18 protein-coding genes are annotated in these 14,894 nt (G+C 44.4%); 16 read left to right on the forward strand and 2 right to left on the reverse strand.

All coding sequences use genetic code 11. The annotated features are described in order from the left end of the window. Positions 1 to 89: 89 nt before the first annotated feature. The 12 genes from D7Y06_RS12055 (at position 90) to rpsI (ending at position 10,821) form a co-directional block, all read left to right on the forward strand. Complete coding sequence (locus D7Y06_RS12055) at positions 90 to 1,661, forward strand: VanW family protein (RefSeq protein ID WP_120408049.1); 1,572 nt, start codon at positions 90 to 92, stop codon at positions 1,659 to 1,661. A 99-nt stretch (positions 1,662 to 1,760) separates the two neighbouring features. Beyond that, on the forward strand, positions 1,761 to 2,753 hold the full coding sequence (locus D7Y06_RS12060) for an AIR synthase family protein (RefSeq protein WP_120408050.1): 993 nt from the start codon (positions 1,761 to 1,763) through the stop codon (positions 2,751 to 2,753). A gap of 1 nt (position 2,754) precedes the next feature. Beyond that, on the forward strand, positions 2,755 to 3,237 hold the full coding sequence (locus tag D7Y06_RS12065) for an Lrp/AsnC family transcriptional regulator (protein WP_120408051.1): 483 nt from the start codon (positions 2,755 to 2,757) through the stop codon (positions 3,235 to 3,237). Then, positions 3,234 to 4,403 (forward strand): aminotransferase class I/II-fold pyridoxal phosphate-dependent enzyme, encoded by a 1,170-nt coding sequence (locus D7Y06_RS12070; protein ID WP_120408052.1) that lies wholly within the window; start codon positions 3,234 to 3,236, stop codon positions 4,401 to 4,403. The genes D7Y06_RS12065 and D7Y06_RS12070 overlap by 4 nt, the downstream gene beginning before the upstream one ends. Before the next feature lie 4 nt (positions 4,404 to 4,407). Beyond that, positions 4,408 to 4,905 (forward strand): tRNA (uridine(34)/cytosine(34)/5-carboxymethylaminomethyluridine(34)-2'-O)-methyltransferase TrmL, encoded by a 498-nt coding sequence (gene trmL, locus D7Y06_RS12075; protein ID WP_120408053.1) that lies wholly within the window; start codon positions 4,408 to 4,410, stop codon positions 4,903 to 4,905. 137 nt (positions 4,906 to 5,042) lie between these two features. Continuing rightward, positions 5,043 to 5,909 carry an energy-coupling factor transporter ATPase gene (locus D7Y06_RS12080; RefSeq protein ID WP_120408054.1) on the forward strand — a complete coding sequence of 289 codons (867 nt, stop codon included), beginning with the start codon at positions 5,043 to 5,045 and terminating at the stop codon, positions 5,907 to 5,909. Next, complete coding sequence (locus D7Y06_RS12085; RefSeq protein WP_120408055.1) at positions 5,890 to 6,735, forward strand: energy-coupling factor transporter ATPase; 846 nt, start codon at positions 5,890 to 5,892, stop codon at positions 6,733 to 6,735. Before D7Y06_RS12080 ends, D7Y06_RS12085 begins: the two co-directional genes overlap by 20 nt. 10 nt (positions 6,736 to 6,745) lie before the next feature. Beyond that, on the forward strand, positions 6,746 to 7,552 hold the full coding sequence (locus tag D7Y06_RS12090; RefSeq protein ID WP_120408056.1) for an energy-coupling factor transporter transmembrane component T family protein: 807 nt from the start codon (positions 6,746 to 6,748) through the stop codon (positions 7,550 to 7,552). A gap of 14 nt (positions 7,553 to 7,566) precedes the next feature. After that, a complete protein-coding gene (truA, locus tag D7Y06_RS12095; RefSeq protein WP_120408057.1) occupies positions 7,567 to 8,322 on the forward strand; it encodes a tRNA pseudouridine(38-40) synthase TruA in 756 nt (251 codons plus the stop codon). After that, positions 8,319 to 9,743 carry a glycoside hydrolase family 3 protein gene (locus tag D7Y06_RS12100; RefSeq protein WP_120408058.1) on the forward strand — a complete coding sequence of 475 codons (1,425 nt, stop codon included), beginning with the start codon at positions 8,319 to 8,321 and terminating at the stop codon, positions 9,741 to 9,743. The genes truA and D7Y06_RS12100 overlap by 4 nt, the downstream gene beginning before the upstream one ends. A 236-nt stretch (positions 9,744 to 9,979) precedes the next feature. Continuing rightward, complete coding sequence (rplM, locus tag D7Y06_RS12105; protein ID WP_120408059.1) at positions 9,980 to 10,408, forward strand: 50S ribosomal protein L13; 429 nt, start codon at positions 9,980 to 9,982, stop codon at positions 10,406 to 10,408. Between the two features lie 20 nt (positions 10,409 to 10,428). Beyond that, positions 10,429 to 10,821 carry a 30S ribosomal protein S9 gene (gene rpsI / locus D7Y06_RS12110; RefSeq protein WP_120408060.1) on the forward strand — a complete coding sequence of 131 codons (393 nt, stop codon included), beginning with the start codon at positions 10,429 to 10,431 and terminating at the stop codon, positions 10,819 to 10,821. 202 nt (positions 10,822 to 11,023) lie between these two features. Here rpsI and D7Y06_RS12115 read toward each other — a convergent pair whose 3' ends face one another. Both D7Y06_RS12115 and D7Y06_RS12120 read right to left on the reverse strand, forming a co-directional pair. Continuing rightward, positions 11,024 to 12,121, reverse strand: coding sequence for a tyrosine-type recombinase/integrase (locus tag D7Y06_RS12115; protein WP_120408061.1), 1,098 nt, complete (start codon positions 12,119 to 12,121; stop codon positions 11,024 to 11,026). A 23-nt stretch (positions 12,122 to 12,144) separates the two neighbouring features. After that, positions 12,145 to 12,756: a helix-turn-helix domain-containing protein gene (locus D7Y06_RS12120; protein WP_120408062.1), complete on the reverse strand. Its 612-nt coding sequence runs from the start codon at positions 12,754 to 12,756 to the stop codon at positions 12,145 to 12,147. Positions 12,757 to 12,900: 144 nt separating this feature from the next. Here D7Y06_RS12120 and D7Y06_RS12125 point away from each other — a divergent pair, with 144 nt between their 5' ends. From D7Y06_RS12125 to D7Y06_RS12140, 4 genes are all read left to right on the forward strand, one after another. Beyond that, the gene (locus tag D7Y06_RS12125; protein ID WP_052530461.1) at positions 12,901 to 13,110 is read left to right on the forward strand and encodes a helix-turn-helix transcriptional regulator; all 210 of its coding nucleotides are present in this window, start codon (positions 12,901 to 12,903) and stop codon (positions 13,108 to 13,110) included. Then, on the forward strand, positions 13,103 to 13,363 hold the full coding sequence (locus D7Y06_RS12130; protein WP_024853245.1) for a hypothetical protein: 261 nt from the start codon (positions 13,103 to 13,105) through the stop codon (positions 13,361 to 13,363). Before D7Y06_RS12125 ends, D7Y06_RS12130 begins: the two co-directional genes overlap by 8 nt. Positions 13,364 to 13,462: 99 nt before the next feature. Then, positions 13,463 to 14,077, forward strand: a complete 615-nt coding sequence (locus tag D7Y06_RS12135) for a CHC2 zinc finger domain-containing protein (RefSeq protein ID WP_120408063.1) — start codon at positions 13,463 to 13,465, stop codon at positions 14,075 to 14,077. Then, positions 14,034 to 14,894: DUF5906 domain-containing protein (locus D7Y06_RS12140; RefSeq protein WP_330566441.1), on the forward strand; the 861-nt coding region annotated here is incomplete at its 3' end. The genes D7Y06_RS12135 and D7Y06_RS12140, both read left to right, overlap by 44 nt.

Consider the following 14,894-nt stretch of genomic DNA (forward strand, 5'->3'; position numbering starts at 1 on the left):
GCATCTTGAAAACAAGGTGTGAGATGTTTTAAAATACATGTTGTATCTTAGAAAAACGGGGTTAATGAATAGTTCAGAGAGGAAAAAAAATGAAGAAATATTTAAAAATTTTCCCTGCTTTTGCACTGGCAGTTGCAGCAGGCGTGTTTGGGCATACCGTGATTACGGCGCAGGCCGGGGAATCCGAGGCTGTCATTCCAGAAACAGTATACATTGAGGACAGAGATGTGAGCGGAATGACAGAGGAGGAGGCACGGGAAGAACTGGACTCTTATGTAAGACAGTTGCAGAATACCGTGTTCACCCTGACTACAGGGGACACCAGCATTCGTGTTTCCGCCCAGGATTTAGGGATTCAGGTGGAAAATGAGGAAGTGGTGGAGGAAGCCTTAAATATTGGAAAGACAGGAAACCTTATCACCAGATATAAAGATAAAAAGGATCTGGAAAAAGAGCCCAGGGTTTTTGAACTTGTCTTTGGCGTGGATCAGGACAAAGTGGAGAGGCTTTTAGGTTCAAATCAGGAAAATCTTGGACAGGAGGCAGTGAACTGCAGCCTTACCAGGGAAAACGGAAGTTTCCGCATTATTGACGGAGCCAATGGAATCAAGGTAAATGTTTCAGATTCCGTAAAAAACATTTCCGAGTTTGTGGGCAAAGAGTGGGACAAGGAAAATGCCAGCATTGAACTGGCAGTGGAAGTGACGGAGCCCCAGGGCACCAGGGAAGAGCTTTCTAAGGTAAAGGATGTGCTGGGAACGTTCCACACGGATTTCAGTTCCTCTTCAGCGGGACGTGCCACGAATGTGAAAAACGGCTGTTCCAAAATTGACGGAACGCTGTTGTATCCGGGGGAGCAGCTTTCTGTGGCGGAAGCGTTAAATCCCATGACTGCGGAAAACGGGTATGAGCTGGCAGGATCCTATGAAAACGGAACTACAGTGCAGACTTACGGCGGCGGTATCTGCCAGGTGTCTACCACCCTTTACAATGCAGTGATTCTTTCAGAACTTCAGATAGATGAGCGTTACAACCATTCCATGATTGTAAATTATGTGGAGCCTTCCATGGATGCGGCCATTGCAGGGACAACAAAAGATTTTAAGTTCTCTAACAATACGGATGCTCCCATCTATATCGAAGGGTATACGGAGAATGGACAGATTTATTTTACTGTCTTCGGGGAAGATACAAGACCTTCCAACCGGGTGGTAAGCTATGAGTCTGAGACTTTGAGCGAGACACCTCCGGGAGTGACTCTCCAGGCAAACGGCGGCTATCCTATCGGATATATTGCCCAGGCCCAGAGTTCCCATACGGGATACACGGCAAGGCTGTGGAAAGTGGTTACGGTAAATGGCGTGGAGCAAAGCCGCACAGAGTTTAATAAGAGCAGATATAACCCTTCCAATAAAATTTTGGTGGTAGGCGTGGGTACGGATAATCCGGAGGCGTCTAACCAGATTCATGCGGCCATTGCCACAGGGGACGAGGGCACGGTGAGGGCTGTTGCAGCCGGGTTGGTTCAGAATCCGCCGCAGCAGGAGGCACCCCCGCCAGACCATCATGATGATGAGCCAGACGAAGAGGATTTATCTGCAGCAGTTGTCCGGGATGAGAGCGATGACAGCGGGGATGATGACGGCGGAGATGATGATTAATTCTGCCAGGAAATAATAGTAAATATAAATATACAGTTAAATATACGGTAAGGCTGTCTTTTGCGGACAGCCTTGCACTGTATACAACAGGAGTTTTTCATGAAGACAGGGAAATTGCCGGAGAGCGTGTTAAAGCGTTCCGTTTTAAGACAAATACATACAAAGCGGGAAGAAATAATTCTCGGCGCCGGTGTGGGAGAGGACTGTGCGGCTATAAAACTTAAGGATGACGAGGTCTTTGTGCTCTCCACAGACCCCATTACCGGGACGGTAAAGGATATTGGGGAACTGGCAATTTTAGTGAATCTAAACGACCTTGCCTCTGCGGGGGCGGAGCCTTTGGGGGTTTTGCTATCTGTCCTGCTTCCCCCGGAGATTACGGAACCGGAAATCAGGGAGATGATGCAGCAGGCGGAAGAAGCCTGCGAAAAGGCCAATGTCCAGATTGCAGGAGGCCATACGGAGGTTACAAAAGCGGTAAACCAACCGGTGATTACCGTCACCGGAATCGGGAAGGCGAAGGAGGGAAGCCTGATTTCCACTGCCGGGGCTTTGCCCGGGATGGATATTGTGCTCACCAAATGGGCGGGCATTGAGGGGACTTCTATTTTGGCAAAGGAAAAAGAGCAGGAGCTTTTGACAAGATTTTCCCCTGGATTTATCCGGAAGGCCAAAGAGTTTGACAAAATGATATCTGTGCTGCCTGAGGCGGCTGTGGCAGTTAAGAATGGGGTATCTGCCATGCATGATGTGACGGAGGGAGGTATTTTCGGTGCATTGTGGGAAATGGCGGAGGCTTCCGGTGTGGGGCTTGAAATAGAATTAAAGAAAATTCCTTTAAAGCAGGAGACGGTGGAGATCTGCGAATTTTTCGGTATCAATCCCTATGGGCTGATTTCAAGCGGTGCCATGCTCATGGCATCTTCCGATGGAAACCGTCTGGTGATGGAACTGCAGAAGGCGAAGATCCCAGCGGCAGTCTTAGGGAAAGCAACTTTTGGCAATGACCGCATCCTTATCAACGGTGAGGAGCGGCGATTTTTGGAGCCGCCCAAGGTGGATGAGCTCTATCAGGCATTAGGGAGAGAATAGAATGAGAGAAAAAATTTTAACGGTAATTGAAAAAAACAGCCGGATTGATTTGAAGGAGCTGGCCATTATTTTAGGGGTGGATGAGGCCGCCATTTTAAACGAGCTGGCGGCGATGGAAAAGGAACATGTCATCTGCGGTTATCACACCCTGATTAACTGGGAGAAAACCGGAGTGGAAAAGGTAATGGCCATGATTGAGGTGAGGGTTACTCCTCAGAGAGGCATGGGATTTGACAAAGTGGCGGAGAGAATTTATAATTACCCGGAAGTGGAATCCGTGTATCTGATTTCCGGAAGTTTTGACTTTATGGTGGTTTTGGACGGGAAAAACTTAAGGGAGGTCTCCCAGTTTGTGTCAGAAAAACTGTCTACCTTAGATTCGGTTTTGTCAACGAAAACAAACTTTATTTTAAAGAAATACAAAGACCATGGAACGATTATGGCAGAGCCTCCAAAAGATGAAAGGATGAAGATTGCACCATGAGAAACCCACTTTCCAAACAGATTGTAGAGATAGAGCCCTCCGGTATCCGGAAATTTTTTGATATTGTAAACGAGATGGAAGACGCCATCTCCTTAGGGGTGGGGGAGCCGGATTTTGACACCCCCTGGCATATCAGGGAGGAAGGAATTTATTCCCTGGAAAAGGGACGGACCTTTTATACTTCCAATGCGGGGTTAAAAGAACTGAAAATAGAGATTTCCCGGTATATGGACAGGAAATTTCATCTGGATTATGATTATAACCATGAAATAATTGTAACCGTGGGGGGCAGCGAGGCCATAGACATTGCCATGCGGGCCATGATAGATCCGGGGGATGAAGTTTTGATTCCCCAGCCCAGTTTTGTGTGTTATCCTCCCTGTGCCCTTTTGGCAGGGGGAAAGCCGGTGGTGATTGAACTTAAGGAGGAAAACGAATTCCGCCTGACAGCGGAGGAAGTTTTAGCCGCAGTTACCCCAAAGACAAAAATTTTAGTGCTTCCCTTCCCCAATAATCCCACAGGCTCCGTTATGGAAAAGAAGGATTTAGAGGAGATAGCAAAAGTGGTGATCGACCATGACCTTTTTGTTATCAGCGATGAGATATACAGCGAGCTGACTTACGGTTCTTCCCATGTTTCTATTGCGTCTCTGCCGGGAATGCAGGAGAGAACCATTACCATAAACGGTTTTTCCAAGTCCTATGCCATGACAGGCTGGCGGCTGGGCTATGCCTGCGGGCCAAAGGAAATTATTGAGCAGATGTTAAAAATTCATCAGTTTGCCATTATGTGTGCCCCTACCACCAGCCAGTATGCCGCAGTGGAAGCTTTAAAAAACGGGGACGGGGATGTGGAGAAAATGCGCCAGGAGTATGACGGCAGAAGGCGTTACCTCCTCCACAGGCTTCGGGAAATGGGCATTGAGTGCTTTGAGCCCTACGGTGCATTTTACATGTTCCCAAACATCAAACAGTTTGGCATGACTTCCGAGGAATTTGCCAAACAGCTTTTGGAAAAAGAAAAAGTGGCGGTTGTACCGGGAACGGCCTTTGGGGAGAGCGGGGAAGGATTCCTTCGGATTTCCTATGCCTACTCCCTGGAGGATTTAAAAGCGGCTTTAGGGCGCATTGAGAATTTTGTATGTACATTAAAGAGAGAGCAGTGAACCTATGTCAAAAATTAATATCGTGTTATTTGAACCGGAAATCCCTGCAAATACCGGGAATATAGGACGTACCTGCGTGGCGGCAGGGGCCAGGCTCCATCTCATTGAGCCTTTGGGCTTCCGCCTTACGGAAAAAGAACTGAAGCGGGCGGGGATGGATTACTGGCAGGATTTGGATGTGACAAGATATATAAACTGGGAGGACTTCCTTTCCCAAAATAAGGACGCAAAAATTTATATGGCTACCACAAAGGGAAAACATGTATATTCCCAGGTATCCTATGAGCCGGATTGTTATCTCTTGTTTGGAAAAGAGAGCGCAGGAATCCCGGAGGAGATACTTGTAAATTACCCGGAAAACTGTGTGCGGATTCCCATGGTGGGGGAGACACGCTCCTTAAACCTGGCAAATTCCGTGGCCATTATGTTGTATGAAGCTCTGCGGCAGAATGAGTTTAGAGATATGAAACTGGAAGGGGAGCTGCACAGACTGAGGTGGTAGTTGTCATCAAAGCAGCGCGAAGCGACCTTTGATGACCGCCGTCCCCAAAGGTCACTATGTGCTGCTTTGAGGACAAGGCGCGAAGCGACCTTTGATGACCTGCGCACGCATCAGCGTGCTTCCTTACGAGGTGTAATATGGGAATTATTAAGGCAAGTAAAGTAGTATTTGAGTATATCCGGCGGGACGAGGAGGGCAATGTAGACTCAATCCAGACTGCCGTTGACCATGTGGATTTGGATGTAAAAGAAGGGGATTTTGTTGTCATTTTAGGACACAATGGTTCCGGGAAATCCACCCTGGCCAAGCAGTTAAACGCTCTTTTGGTTCCAAGTGAGGGAACCCTATGGGTGGACGGGAAGGACACGAAGGAGCGGAAAAATGTACGGGATGTGCGGAGAAAGGCCGGAATGGTTTTTCAGAACCCGGACAACCAGATTATCGCCAGTGTGGTGGAGGAGGATGTGGGATTCGGGCCGGAAAATTTAGGCGTGCCCACAGAGGAAATCTGGAAGAGGGTGGGGGAGAGCCTTACTTCCGTTGGGATGCTAAAGTTCCGCAGGCATTCTCCAAATAAATTATCCGGGGGACAGAAGCAGCGTGTGGCCATTGCAGGGGTTATGGCTATGGAGCCCAAGTGCATTGTCTTAGACGAGCCAACCGCCATGCTTGACCCAAAGGGAAGGAAAGAGGTGCTTTCCGCTGTCCATGAATTAAACCGGAAAAAGGGAATCACTGTGATTCTTATCACCCACTATATGGAGGAAGCGGTGGACGGGGATTATATCTATGTGATGGATGAGGGGAAAGTGGTGATGGAGGGACTTCCCAAAGAAATTTTTTCTAAGGTGGAAGAGTTAAAGCGCCACCGCCTGGATGTGCCCCAGGCAACCCTTTTGGCTTATGAACTGAAAAAAGCGGGACTGCCCCTTTCTGAGGGGATTTTAACAAGGCAGGAGCTGGCGGAGGAACTGGAGAGGTGCTATGTCAATTATTCTAAATAATGTAAGCTTTACCTATGGGGAGGGGACTGCCTATGAGATGCAGGCCCTAAAAAATGTCACATTAAAAATTGATGACGGGGAGTTTATTGGGATTATCGGCCATACGGGGTCCGGGAAATCCACCTTAATCCAGCATTTAAACGGGCTGATGAAAGCTGTGTCCGGGGAAATCTATTTTAACGGAAGGGATATTTACGAGGAGGATTTTGATTTAAGGGAGCTTCGCACCAGGGTGGGCCTTGTGTTTCAGTATCCCGAGCATCAGCTTTTTGAAACCACGGTTTTTAATGATGTGTGTTTCGGCCCCATGAATCAGGGATTTGATAAAAATGAGGCGGGGCTTCGGGCTTTTGAGGCTCTGCGCATGGCAGGGGTGCCGGAAAAGCTCTATTACCAGCCGCCTTTTGACTTATCCGGGGGACAGAAGCGCCGGGTGGCTATTGCGGGAGTTCTTGCCATGAAGCCGGAAGTTTTAATCTTAGATGAGCCCACGGCGGGACTTGACCCTAAGGGCAGGGATGAGATTTTAGATTTAATTGCCGGGATGCATAAGTCTAAGAAAATGACGGTGATATTAGTATCCCACAGCATGGAGGACGTGGCAAAATATGTGCAGCGCATTATTGTGATGGACGAGGGCCAGGTGTTTTTAGACGGCGCTCCCAGGGAAGTTTTTAAATACTATAAAGAGCTGGAAAAAATCGGCCTTTGTGCCCCGGAAGTCACCTATCTCATGGAGGATTTGAAGGCCAGGGGAATGGCCATTGACGGGGATGCAACTACGGTGGAGGAAGCCAAACAGAGTATTTTAAAACTGTTTCAGTGAGGAAATTTATATGCTTAGAGATATAACCTTAGGACAATATTACCCGGGAAATTCCCCGGTGCATAAGTTAGACCCCAGGGTGAAGCTTTTCGGGGCTCTTGTGTATATTGTGTCTCTTTTTGTTTTCCGGGGGATTTTGGGATTCCTTTTGGCCACTGTGTTTTTAATATTTGTAATTAAAATCTGCCAGGTGCCTTTCCGTTTTATGGTAAAAGGGTTAAAGGCCATTGTGATTTTAATGGCATTTACCGCAGTATTTAACCTCTTTTTAACACCGGGGGAACATGTCCTTTTTCATTATGGGATTTTCACCATTACCATGGAGGGGGTTAAAAATGCGGCCTTTATGTTAATCCGCCTGACCTATCTGATTGTGGGCACCTCTGTTATGACACTAACCACTACCCCCAACCAGCTTACAGACGGGTTGGAAAAAGCCTTAAAACCCCTGTCAAAAATAGGGGTTCCGGTACATGCCGTGTCCATGATGATGTCCATAGCCCTAAGGTTTATCCCTATTTTAATCGAGGAGACAGACATCATTATGAAAGCCCAGATGGCCAGGGGGGCAAATTTTGAGGAGGGCAGTTTAATTGTCCGGGCAAAAAATATGATTCCTCTTTTAGTTCCTCTTTTTATCAGCGCATTCCGCAGGGCGGACGACCTTGCCATGGCTATGGAGGCCAGATGTTATGAGGGGGGAGAGGGGCGGACGAAAATGCGGCCTTTAAAATATCAGGGTTTGGATTACGGGGCGTATGTTTTGCTTCTTGCCTATCTGGGAGGAATTATTTTCCTGAGGTTTTTCATAGTTTAGTGTGAGGGATTAAAATGCGGGTAAAACTTATTGTTGCCTATGACGGGACAAGATACCATGGCTGGCAGCTTCAGCCCAATAACGTTACCATAGAATCCGTGTTAAATCAGGCTTTATCGGAGCTTTTAGGAGAGGAAATTTTTGTGACCGGGGCCAGCCGTACCGATGCAGGGGTACACTCCAGGGGAAACGTGGCAGTGTTTGATACGGACACAAAGATTCCGGCGGAGAAAATTTCCTATGCCTTAAATCAAAGGCTTCCGGAGGATATTGTGGTGCAGGATTCCTGTGAAGTGCCAAAGGATTTTCATCCCCGGCGCATTAACAGTAAAAAAACTTATGAGTACAGGATTTTAAACCGGAAATTCCCCGATCCTGCACGAAGGTTAGATACTTATTTTTACCATCACAGCCTGGATGTGGAAAAAATGCGGGAAGCTTCTTTTTACCTTGTGGGAGAACATGATTTTAAAAGCTTCTGCTCTGTGAAAACTGCGGCGGAGACTACTGTTCGCACCATTTATGGCCTGGAGGTTACAAGGCAGGAGGACATTATTAAAATCAGAATTACAGGAAGCGGTTTTTTATACAATATGGTGAGAATTATTGCAGGTACTTTAATCCAGGCTGGCGGAGGAAAAATTGAGCCGGAGGCGGTAAAAGAAATTTTACAGGCAAAAGACCGCAGCGCAGCAGGCCCCACTGCCCCGGCCCACGGCCTTACCATGCTGGGGATAGAATATGAACAGATGAAGAGTGTGTGCCTATGAGTGATAAGAGAGAAGAAAGAAGAAAAAGAGATAAACAGCTTTTCACCGGACTGATATGTCTGTTTGCCTTGATGCTCCTGTGCGTATTTGCCCTCACGGTAAAAACCGCAGTGAAAAACAGCAGAAAACATGCACAGGCGGAGGAAGCGTCGGCAAAACAGGCGCCGGAGCCGGAGAGGGAATCGGAGCAGGATATTTTAAAGGATTTTGTGCTGGAGATTCCTACGGAGGAAGAGATAGAAAGCCGGGAACCGGAAACCGAGACCGAGACAGAAACCGAACAGGAAACGGAAACAGAAACTGAGACAGAAACAGATTCGGAGGAGGAAGCCACAGAAAAAGCAGCGGATAAGAAATCCGGGAAAGTTCCAGAGACGGTGGAGGAAATGTTGGCAGAGATGACGGTGGAGGAAAAAGCGGCCCAGCTTTTTATGGTAACGCCGGAGGCTTTGACTGAGAGCGGCAGGGTGACGGCAGCCGGGGAGGCTACGGAAAAAGCCCTGGAAAAATATCCCGTGGGAGGTCTTGTGTATTTTTCCGAAAATTTTGTTAATCCGGAACAGACCCGGGAAATGACAAAAAATGTACAGGGTTATGCAAAAGAGATTTCCGGGGTTCCACTGTTTCTCGCCACCGACGAGGAGGGAGGCCGGGTGGCAAGAATCGGGGAAAATTCCGCTTTTGGCGTGGAGCATGTAAAGGATATGGCTTCCATCGGTGAGACGGGGGATGTAAAGGAAGCTTATCAGGCAGGAAAAACTATTGGGAAATATCTCTGGGATTTGGGGATAAACGTGGACTTTGCACCGGTGGCGGATGTCCTTACCAATCCGGAAAATACAGTGATTGGCAGCCGTTCTTTCGGCAGCAGGCCGGAACAGGTGGCTCTGATGGATTTATCTGTGATGGAGGGATTAAAGGATGAAAATGTGTTACCCTGTGTGAAACATTTCCCAGGACACGGGAGTTCTGTGGGGGATACCCACAGCGGATATGTTTCTCTGGATAAAACCTTAGAGGAACTTACCGCCACGGAGCTGTTACCCTTTCAGTCCTGTATTGACAGCAATGTGCCTTTTGTTATGGTAAGCCATATCGCCCTTCCCAAGGTAACAGACAGTGAAGTTCCCGCATCCCTTTCTAAAAAAGTGATAACAGAAATTCTCCGGGGAGAAATGGGATACCAGGGGATTGTGATCACTGATGCCATGAATATGGGGGCTGTTACATCCCGTTACGACAGCGCAAAAGCGGCTGTTATGGCTATACAGGCCGGGGCAGATATGGTGCTGATGCCTGAAAATTTTAGTGAAGCTTACCAGGGCGTCCTCACTGCATTGGAGGAGGGAACCTTGGAGGAGGCAAGAGTGGACGAAGCTGTGACAAGGATTTTAAATGTAAAATATAAAATAGGAATCTAAGAGAGAACGGAAATTTAAAAAAATCTTGACACACGGGGAAACGTGTACTATACTATAAAAGTCTGTGAAAAGTATAAAAATGCGAGCCAAAGCCCCGGCAAGCATTTTAGAATAAAAATGGCGGAAGGATAGCGTCCGGACATACGAGATTCTTTTGCCCACAGTGATTTTTAGGAGTACCCGCAGGGCATAGACTATGTTGCGCTTCGCGGGCAAATATTAAGGAGGGAAAACCAATGAAAACATTTATGGCAAGTCCTGCTACTATTGATAGAAAATGGTATGTAGTTGACGCTGATGGAATGACATTAGGACGTTTGGCATCTGAGATTGCTAAAGTATTGAGAGGAAAGAATAAACCTATATTCACCCCCCATATGGACACAGGTGATTATGTGATTGTTGTAAATGCCGAGAAGGTAAAAGTCACCGGAAAGAAATTGGATCAGAAGATTTATTATCACCACTCCGAGTATGTAGGCGGAATGAAAGAGACTACTTTAAAAGAAATGTTGGCAAAGCATCCTGACAGAGTTGTTGAGATGGCGGTTAAGGGTATGCTCCCCAAAGGGCCTTTGGGAAGACAGATGTACAAAAAGCTTTTTGTATATGCCGGGCCGGATCACAAACATGCAGCTCAAAAACCGGAAGTTTTAGCATTTTAATCGTTAGGAGGTAAAGAAAAGTGGCTAACACAAAGTATTACGGAACAGGAAGAAGAAAATCATCTGTTGCCAGAGTATATTTAGTACCGGGAACAGGTAAAATTACCATAAATAAAAGAGATATCGATGAGTATTTGGGTCTGGAGACATTGAAGGTTATCGTTCGCCAGCCATTGGTTGCAACTGAGAACGTTGATAAGTTTGACGTTTTGGTTAATGTAAAAGGCGGCGGCTATACGGGCCAGGCAGGCGCTATCCGTCACGGCATTGCAAGGGCTCTGCTCCAGGTGGACGCTGATTACAGGCCGGTGTTAAAGTCCAATGGATATTTGACACGTGACCCGAGAATGAAAGAGAGAAAGAAGTACGGCCTCAAGGCAGCAAGAAGAGCACCGCAGTTCTCCAAACGTTAATTTCAGTTCGGCAAGAGATAATCTTCGGAACTCGGATTTACGTTCAAATCCTTGTTTTACAAGGGTTTGTGGAGTTGTCAGATGTGGTGAAAAGCGGTGGAATTTACTCAGTTCGCAACGCATTTGCAACACGTTTGCAACAAAAATATCTAAAAAATATAGGACACTTTTCGGTGATAGGCACTGGAGAGTGTCCTTTTTGTTATGCAGATTTTGTATCGGCAGTTACGCTGTCCTCATTTTCTAAGGTTTTGTTGATTGCGTCTACAAGAATCTGCATATCTAAGTGAGTATAAACTTTTTCTGTCAGAGTCATAGCACCGGAGTGCCCCACAATTTTCTTGATGGTTGTATCCTGAACACCAGCTTCCGATAACATGGAAATACAGGTATGTCGGGTACAATGTGGTGTACGGTCAATTCCAATCTGTTCCACAAGAGGAGTCCAATAGCTGTCATAGTAATTGCGATAAAGAAATCTTTTGCCATCCTCTGTATGAAGAAGATATTCGCAATCAGGACAAGAATTATACCAGTCTTTATAGTAAGGCAGGAGCTTATCAGCAATCGGAACTTTTCGGATTCCGTTTTCTGTTTTGCTGTCAATTACATCAAAATACTGTTCTTCCAAATGCACATTTTCTTTCTTCAAATCAAGAAATTCAGAGATACGTGTGCCATTATAGAGCAGCATGAGGATAATCTGATAATATTTATCTTCTTTCATTGTCCAGACTTTTGCAACTTCTTCTTTTGTGAATTTTGTACGTGTATGCTTGTTTGGATTGCGGTCTTTGTACTGGGCGATCTCAACAAAAGTAGAATAATCTTTGTTGCAGATGTCATTCTTTAATGCAAATTCATATAACTGGTTAAACAGGATTTTGATTTTCTTCAATGTGGGAAAATTCTTTCCGCAGGTGTCAATAACCTGTTGTAAGTCTGCCAGTTTTAAATCCTTAAAAACTCGATTGTAAAGAATGCCACAGGTTTTGTAAGATGCCTTGTATCCTTTGATATTGCTTTCGGATACCGTAGGAAATTTTTTCTTAGACCATTCCTCATACACATCCTCAAAAGTCATTTTGGCTGCCTTCGTATCATAAGGATTCCGGTTATAATCAGCCAGCATTTGTAACCCCTCAGTTTTTGTGGCGGCATATCCAATAATGATATATTCATTTACTTTCTTTTCTTTGACTGGATCAATGCGATAGCCTGTGGTTTTACGAACCATCCAAGGTTTTCTTCTTTTTCCAGATAGTTTTACTACACTTCCGTAGCCGTTCGGTAATTTCATATTCTAAAAATCCTCCTTAAAAATTAGGACTCTTTCTTACCGTACCGCTCGTTCATAATTTTTTGAAATCTTTGGATTCGTTCTTCGTTTGAGATTTCTTCTGTTTCTTTTTCGGTCAGTTTTGCATTTGCGTAATAAGCAAGTGTTTTATCCTGCCACTTCTGATAAGATTCAAGACTTGTCTGATAGTCCTTGACTTCATTTCTTTTATCCTTAAATTCTTCCAAGAATAGACAGAGATCCTGATTTAACTCCGTAGAAACATCTTTGCCATTAAAAGTAATAGCACATTCCCATCCATCATAATGTGGCGGGCGTTTGACTTCGATATTGAAGCCAAGCTCCTTTATCTTATCTAACTGAAATAAGAAATTCATAATATCAGAAAGATTTTCTAAAGGTTTTCTCTCAGTATCATACCCTATAAGATATGTGGATTCGCAGTCTAAAACTTTTGCGATTTCATTGAGCATAGCAATGGAAACTTCGATTTCTCCGCTTTCATATTTTTGGATTGTGCGAAGCGATTTCCCTAACAAATTTGCAAGCTCTGTTTGGTTGATACCTTTTTCTTTTCGAGCAGTACGGATTCTAAGTCCGATTTGATTGTTATGTAACTTCTCATTACTCATCATTATTCACCTCACGCTTATCATATCATAGAAAAATACGAATTGCAAGTACATATTTATATAAAATAGTATTGACATATGCAGAATAAGTGCATATAATGGAAATGCGAATTAAAAGTGCATATTAAAAAAGAAAGGAGAAATAAAATGAAGATAAACGTATTTAAAATGCAGATTTTGATGGGAGAAAGAGGATTAACAATTAAGAAATTGGCAGAGTTAAGTGGAGTGTCAAGGCAGACGATTTCCTGCATTATATCAGGAAAGAGCTGTACACCGCAGGTGGCATATAAAATTGCTACAGCTTTAGATCAAGAACTTAGTCAGATTGTAAAGGAGGATGTGGAAAATGGATAAAAGATTATATGTAGAATTGCCGCCATTTACGGGAAGAAATGTGCCGATTACGGAAATTGCAAAAGCAATCGGAAAAGATGCTCATTACGTTCGTATCGGAATACAGCAGGGAATTTTGAAATTTGGAGTGGCAATGAAGATGGGCGATTCCAATGAATTCAGTTATTACTGTTCTGATCGTAAAGTATGGGAAGAAACTGGATATTTCAATGGAGAGGTAAAAAAGCAGGGAAAAGAAAAAGCCCTTGCGTAACACAAGGACAACTTCTCAGAGCTTTTGATAACTCTATCTCGCAAATTCAGTATATCAAAGGCTCTGAGAGAACACAACGAAAATTTTAAAGGAGTCGAATTGAATATTTTTCAAGTAGTAAAAGAAAACGTAACTGCAAGGCAGGCAGCCGAACAGTACGGATTGAGAATAAGTAGAAATGGGATGATCTGTTGCCCCTTTCATGATGACAGGCATCCCAGTATGAAAGTAGACAAAGGATTTTGTTGTTTTGCCTGTGGTGCGAAAGGGGATGTGATCACGTTTGTGGCAGATTTCTTTCATCTTGCACCATTGGAAGCAGCAAAGAAACTGGCAGAAGATTTTCAGATACCTATTTTTACAGATAACGCAAAGAAAAGGAATGCCAGTAAGAAAAAAGAAAAACCGAAAAGAACATTGTACCAGACCGAAAAGAAATTTGAAGAATGGGAACGGGAAAGTATCCGCATTTTATCGGATTATCTTCATTTGTTGGAAGAATGGAAAATAAGATATGCACCAAAAACACCAGAGGAAGAATGGAAAGCAGAATTTATAGAAGCCTGTCAGCAGATAGAAAAGATAAATTACTATCTGGATTTACTGGTGTTTGGAGAGTTACAGGACAGAATTGAATTTTTACTAGATAGTGGGAAGAATGTGAAAAGAATTGAAGAACGAATGGAAGAATATAGACGAAACAACAAGGAATAGACTGGAAGAAGCATTGAATCAGAGAGAAATGAACTTTAAAGAGTACTCTCAGGAATGGTTTGAGGATGGGCAGATTGATGAGGTAGCATTTTGTGAAAATTTCCTGCAAAGAATGCCATTGAAATGTATCAACGGTATCTTTTTCAGCTATGATGGAATGCTGCCAGATAGCGAAGTGGAAAAAGAAATTTACAGAATGGTAAAGCCGGTTCTTACGAAAGGGATTTCCAAGAAAGTAAAACAGCTTTCGGAGGTTCTAAAACTGGAAGCTTATTCGGAGGAACTTCCGGTGCAGATGGATCGCATCCATGTGAATAATGGAACTTATTTTTTGAATGGAGATTTTACAGAAAATAAGGAGTTTTGCCTGAACCGCTTGCCTGTAAATTATGAAATGAAAGAAGTAAAGCCGGAACGGTGGCTGAAATTTCTTTCAGAACTGTTGGAGGAAGATGATATTCCTACCTTGCAGGAATATATGGGATATTGCTTAATCCCATCAAACAAGGCACAGAAGTTATTGATTATCTTAGGAAAAGGCGGGGAGGGAAAATCCCGTATTGGTCTGGTCATGAGAAAAATTCTCGGAACGAATATGAATGTAAGCAATATTCAAAAGGTAGAGCACAACCGTTTTGCAAGGGCAGATTTGGAATATCGGCTTTTGATGGTGGATGACGATATGAAACTGGAAGCATTGAAAGACACCAACTACATTAAAACCATAGTCACTTTGGAGGATAAGATGGACCTATGTCAATACTTTGGACACAAAAAGTTGAAAGTTCATGCTGATTTTTTTAATTCCTCATCCTCC

This window comes from Roseburia sp. 1XD42-69 (assembly GCF_003612565.1).
Classification (GTDB): domain Bacteria; phylum Bacillota; class Clostridia; order Lachnospirales; family Lachnospiraceae; genus Roseburia_B.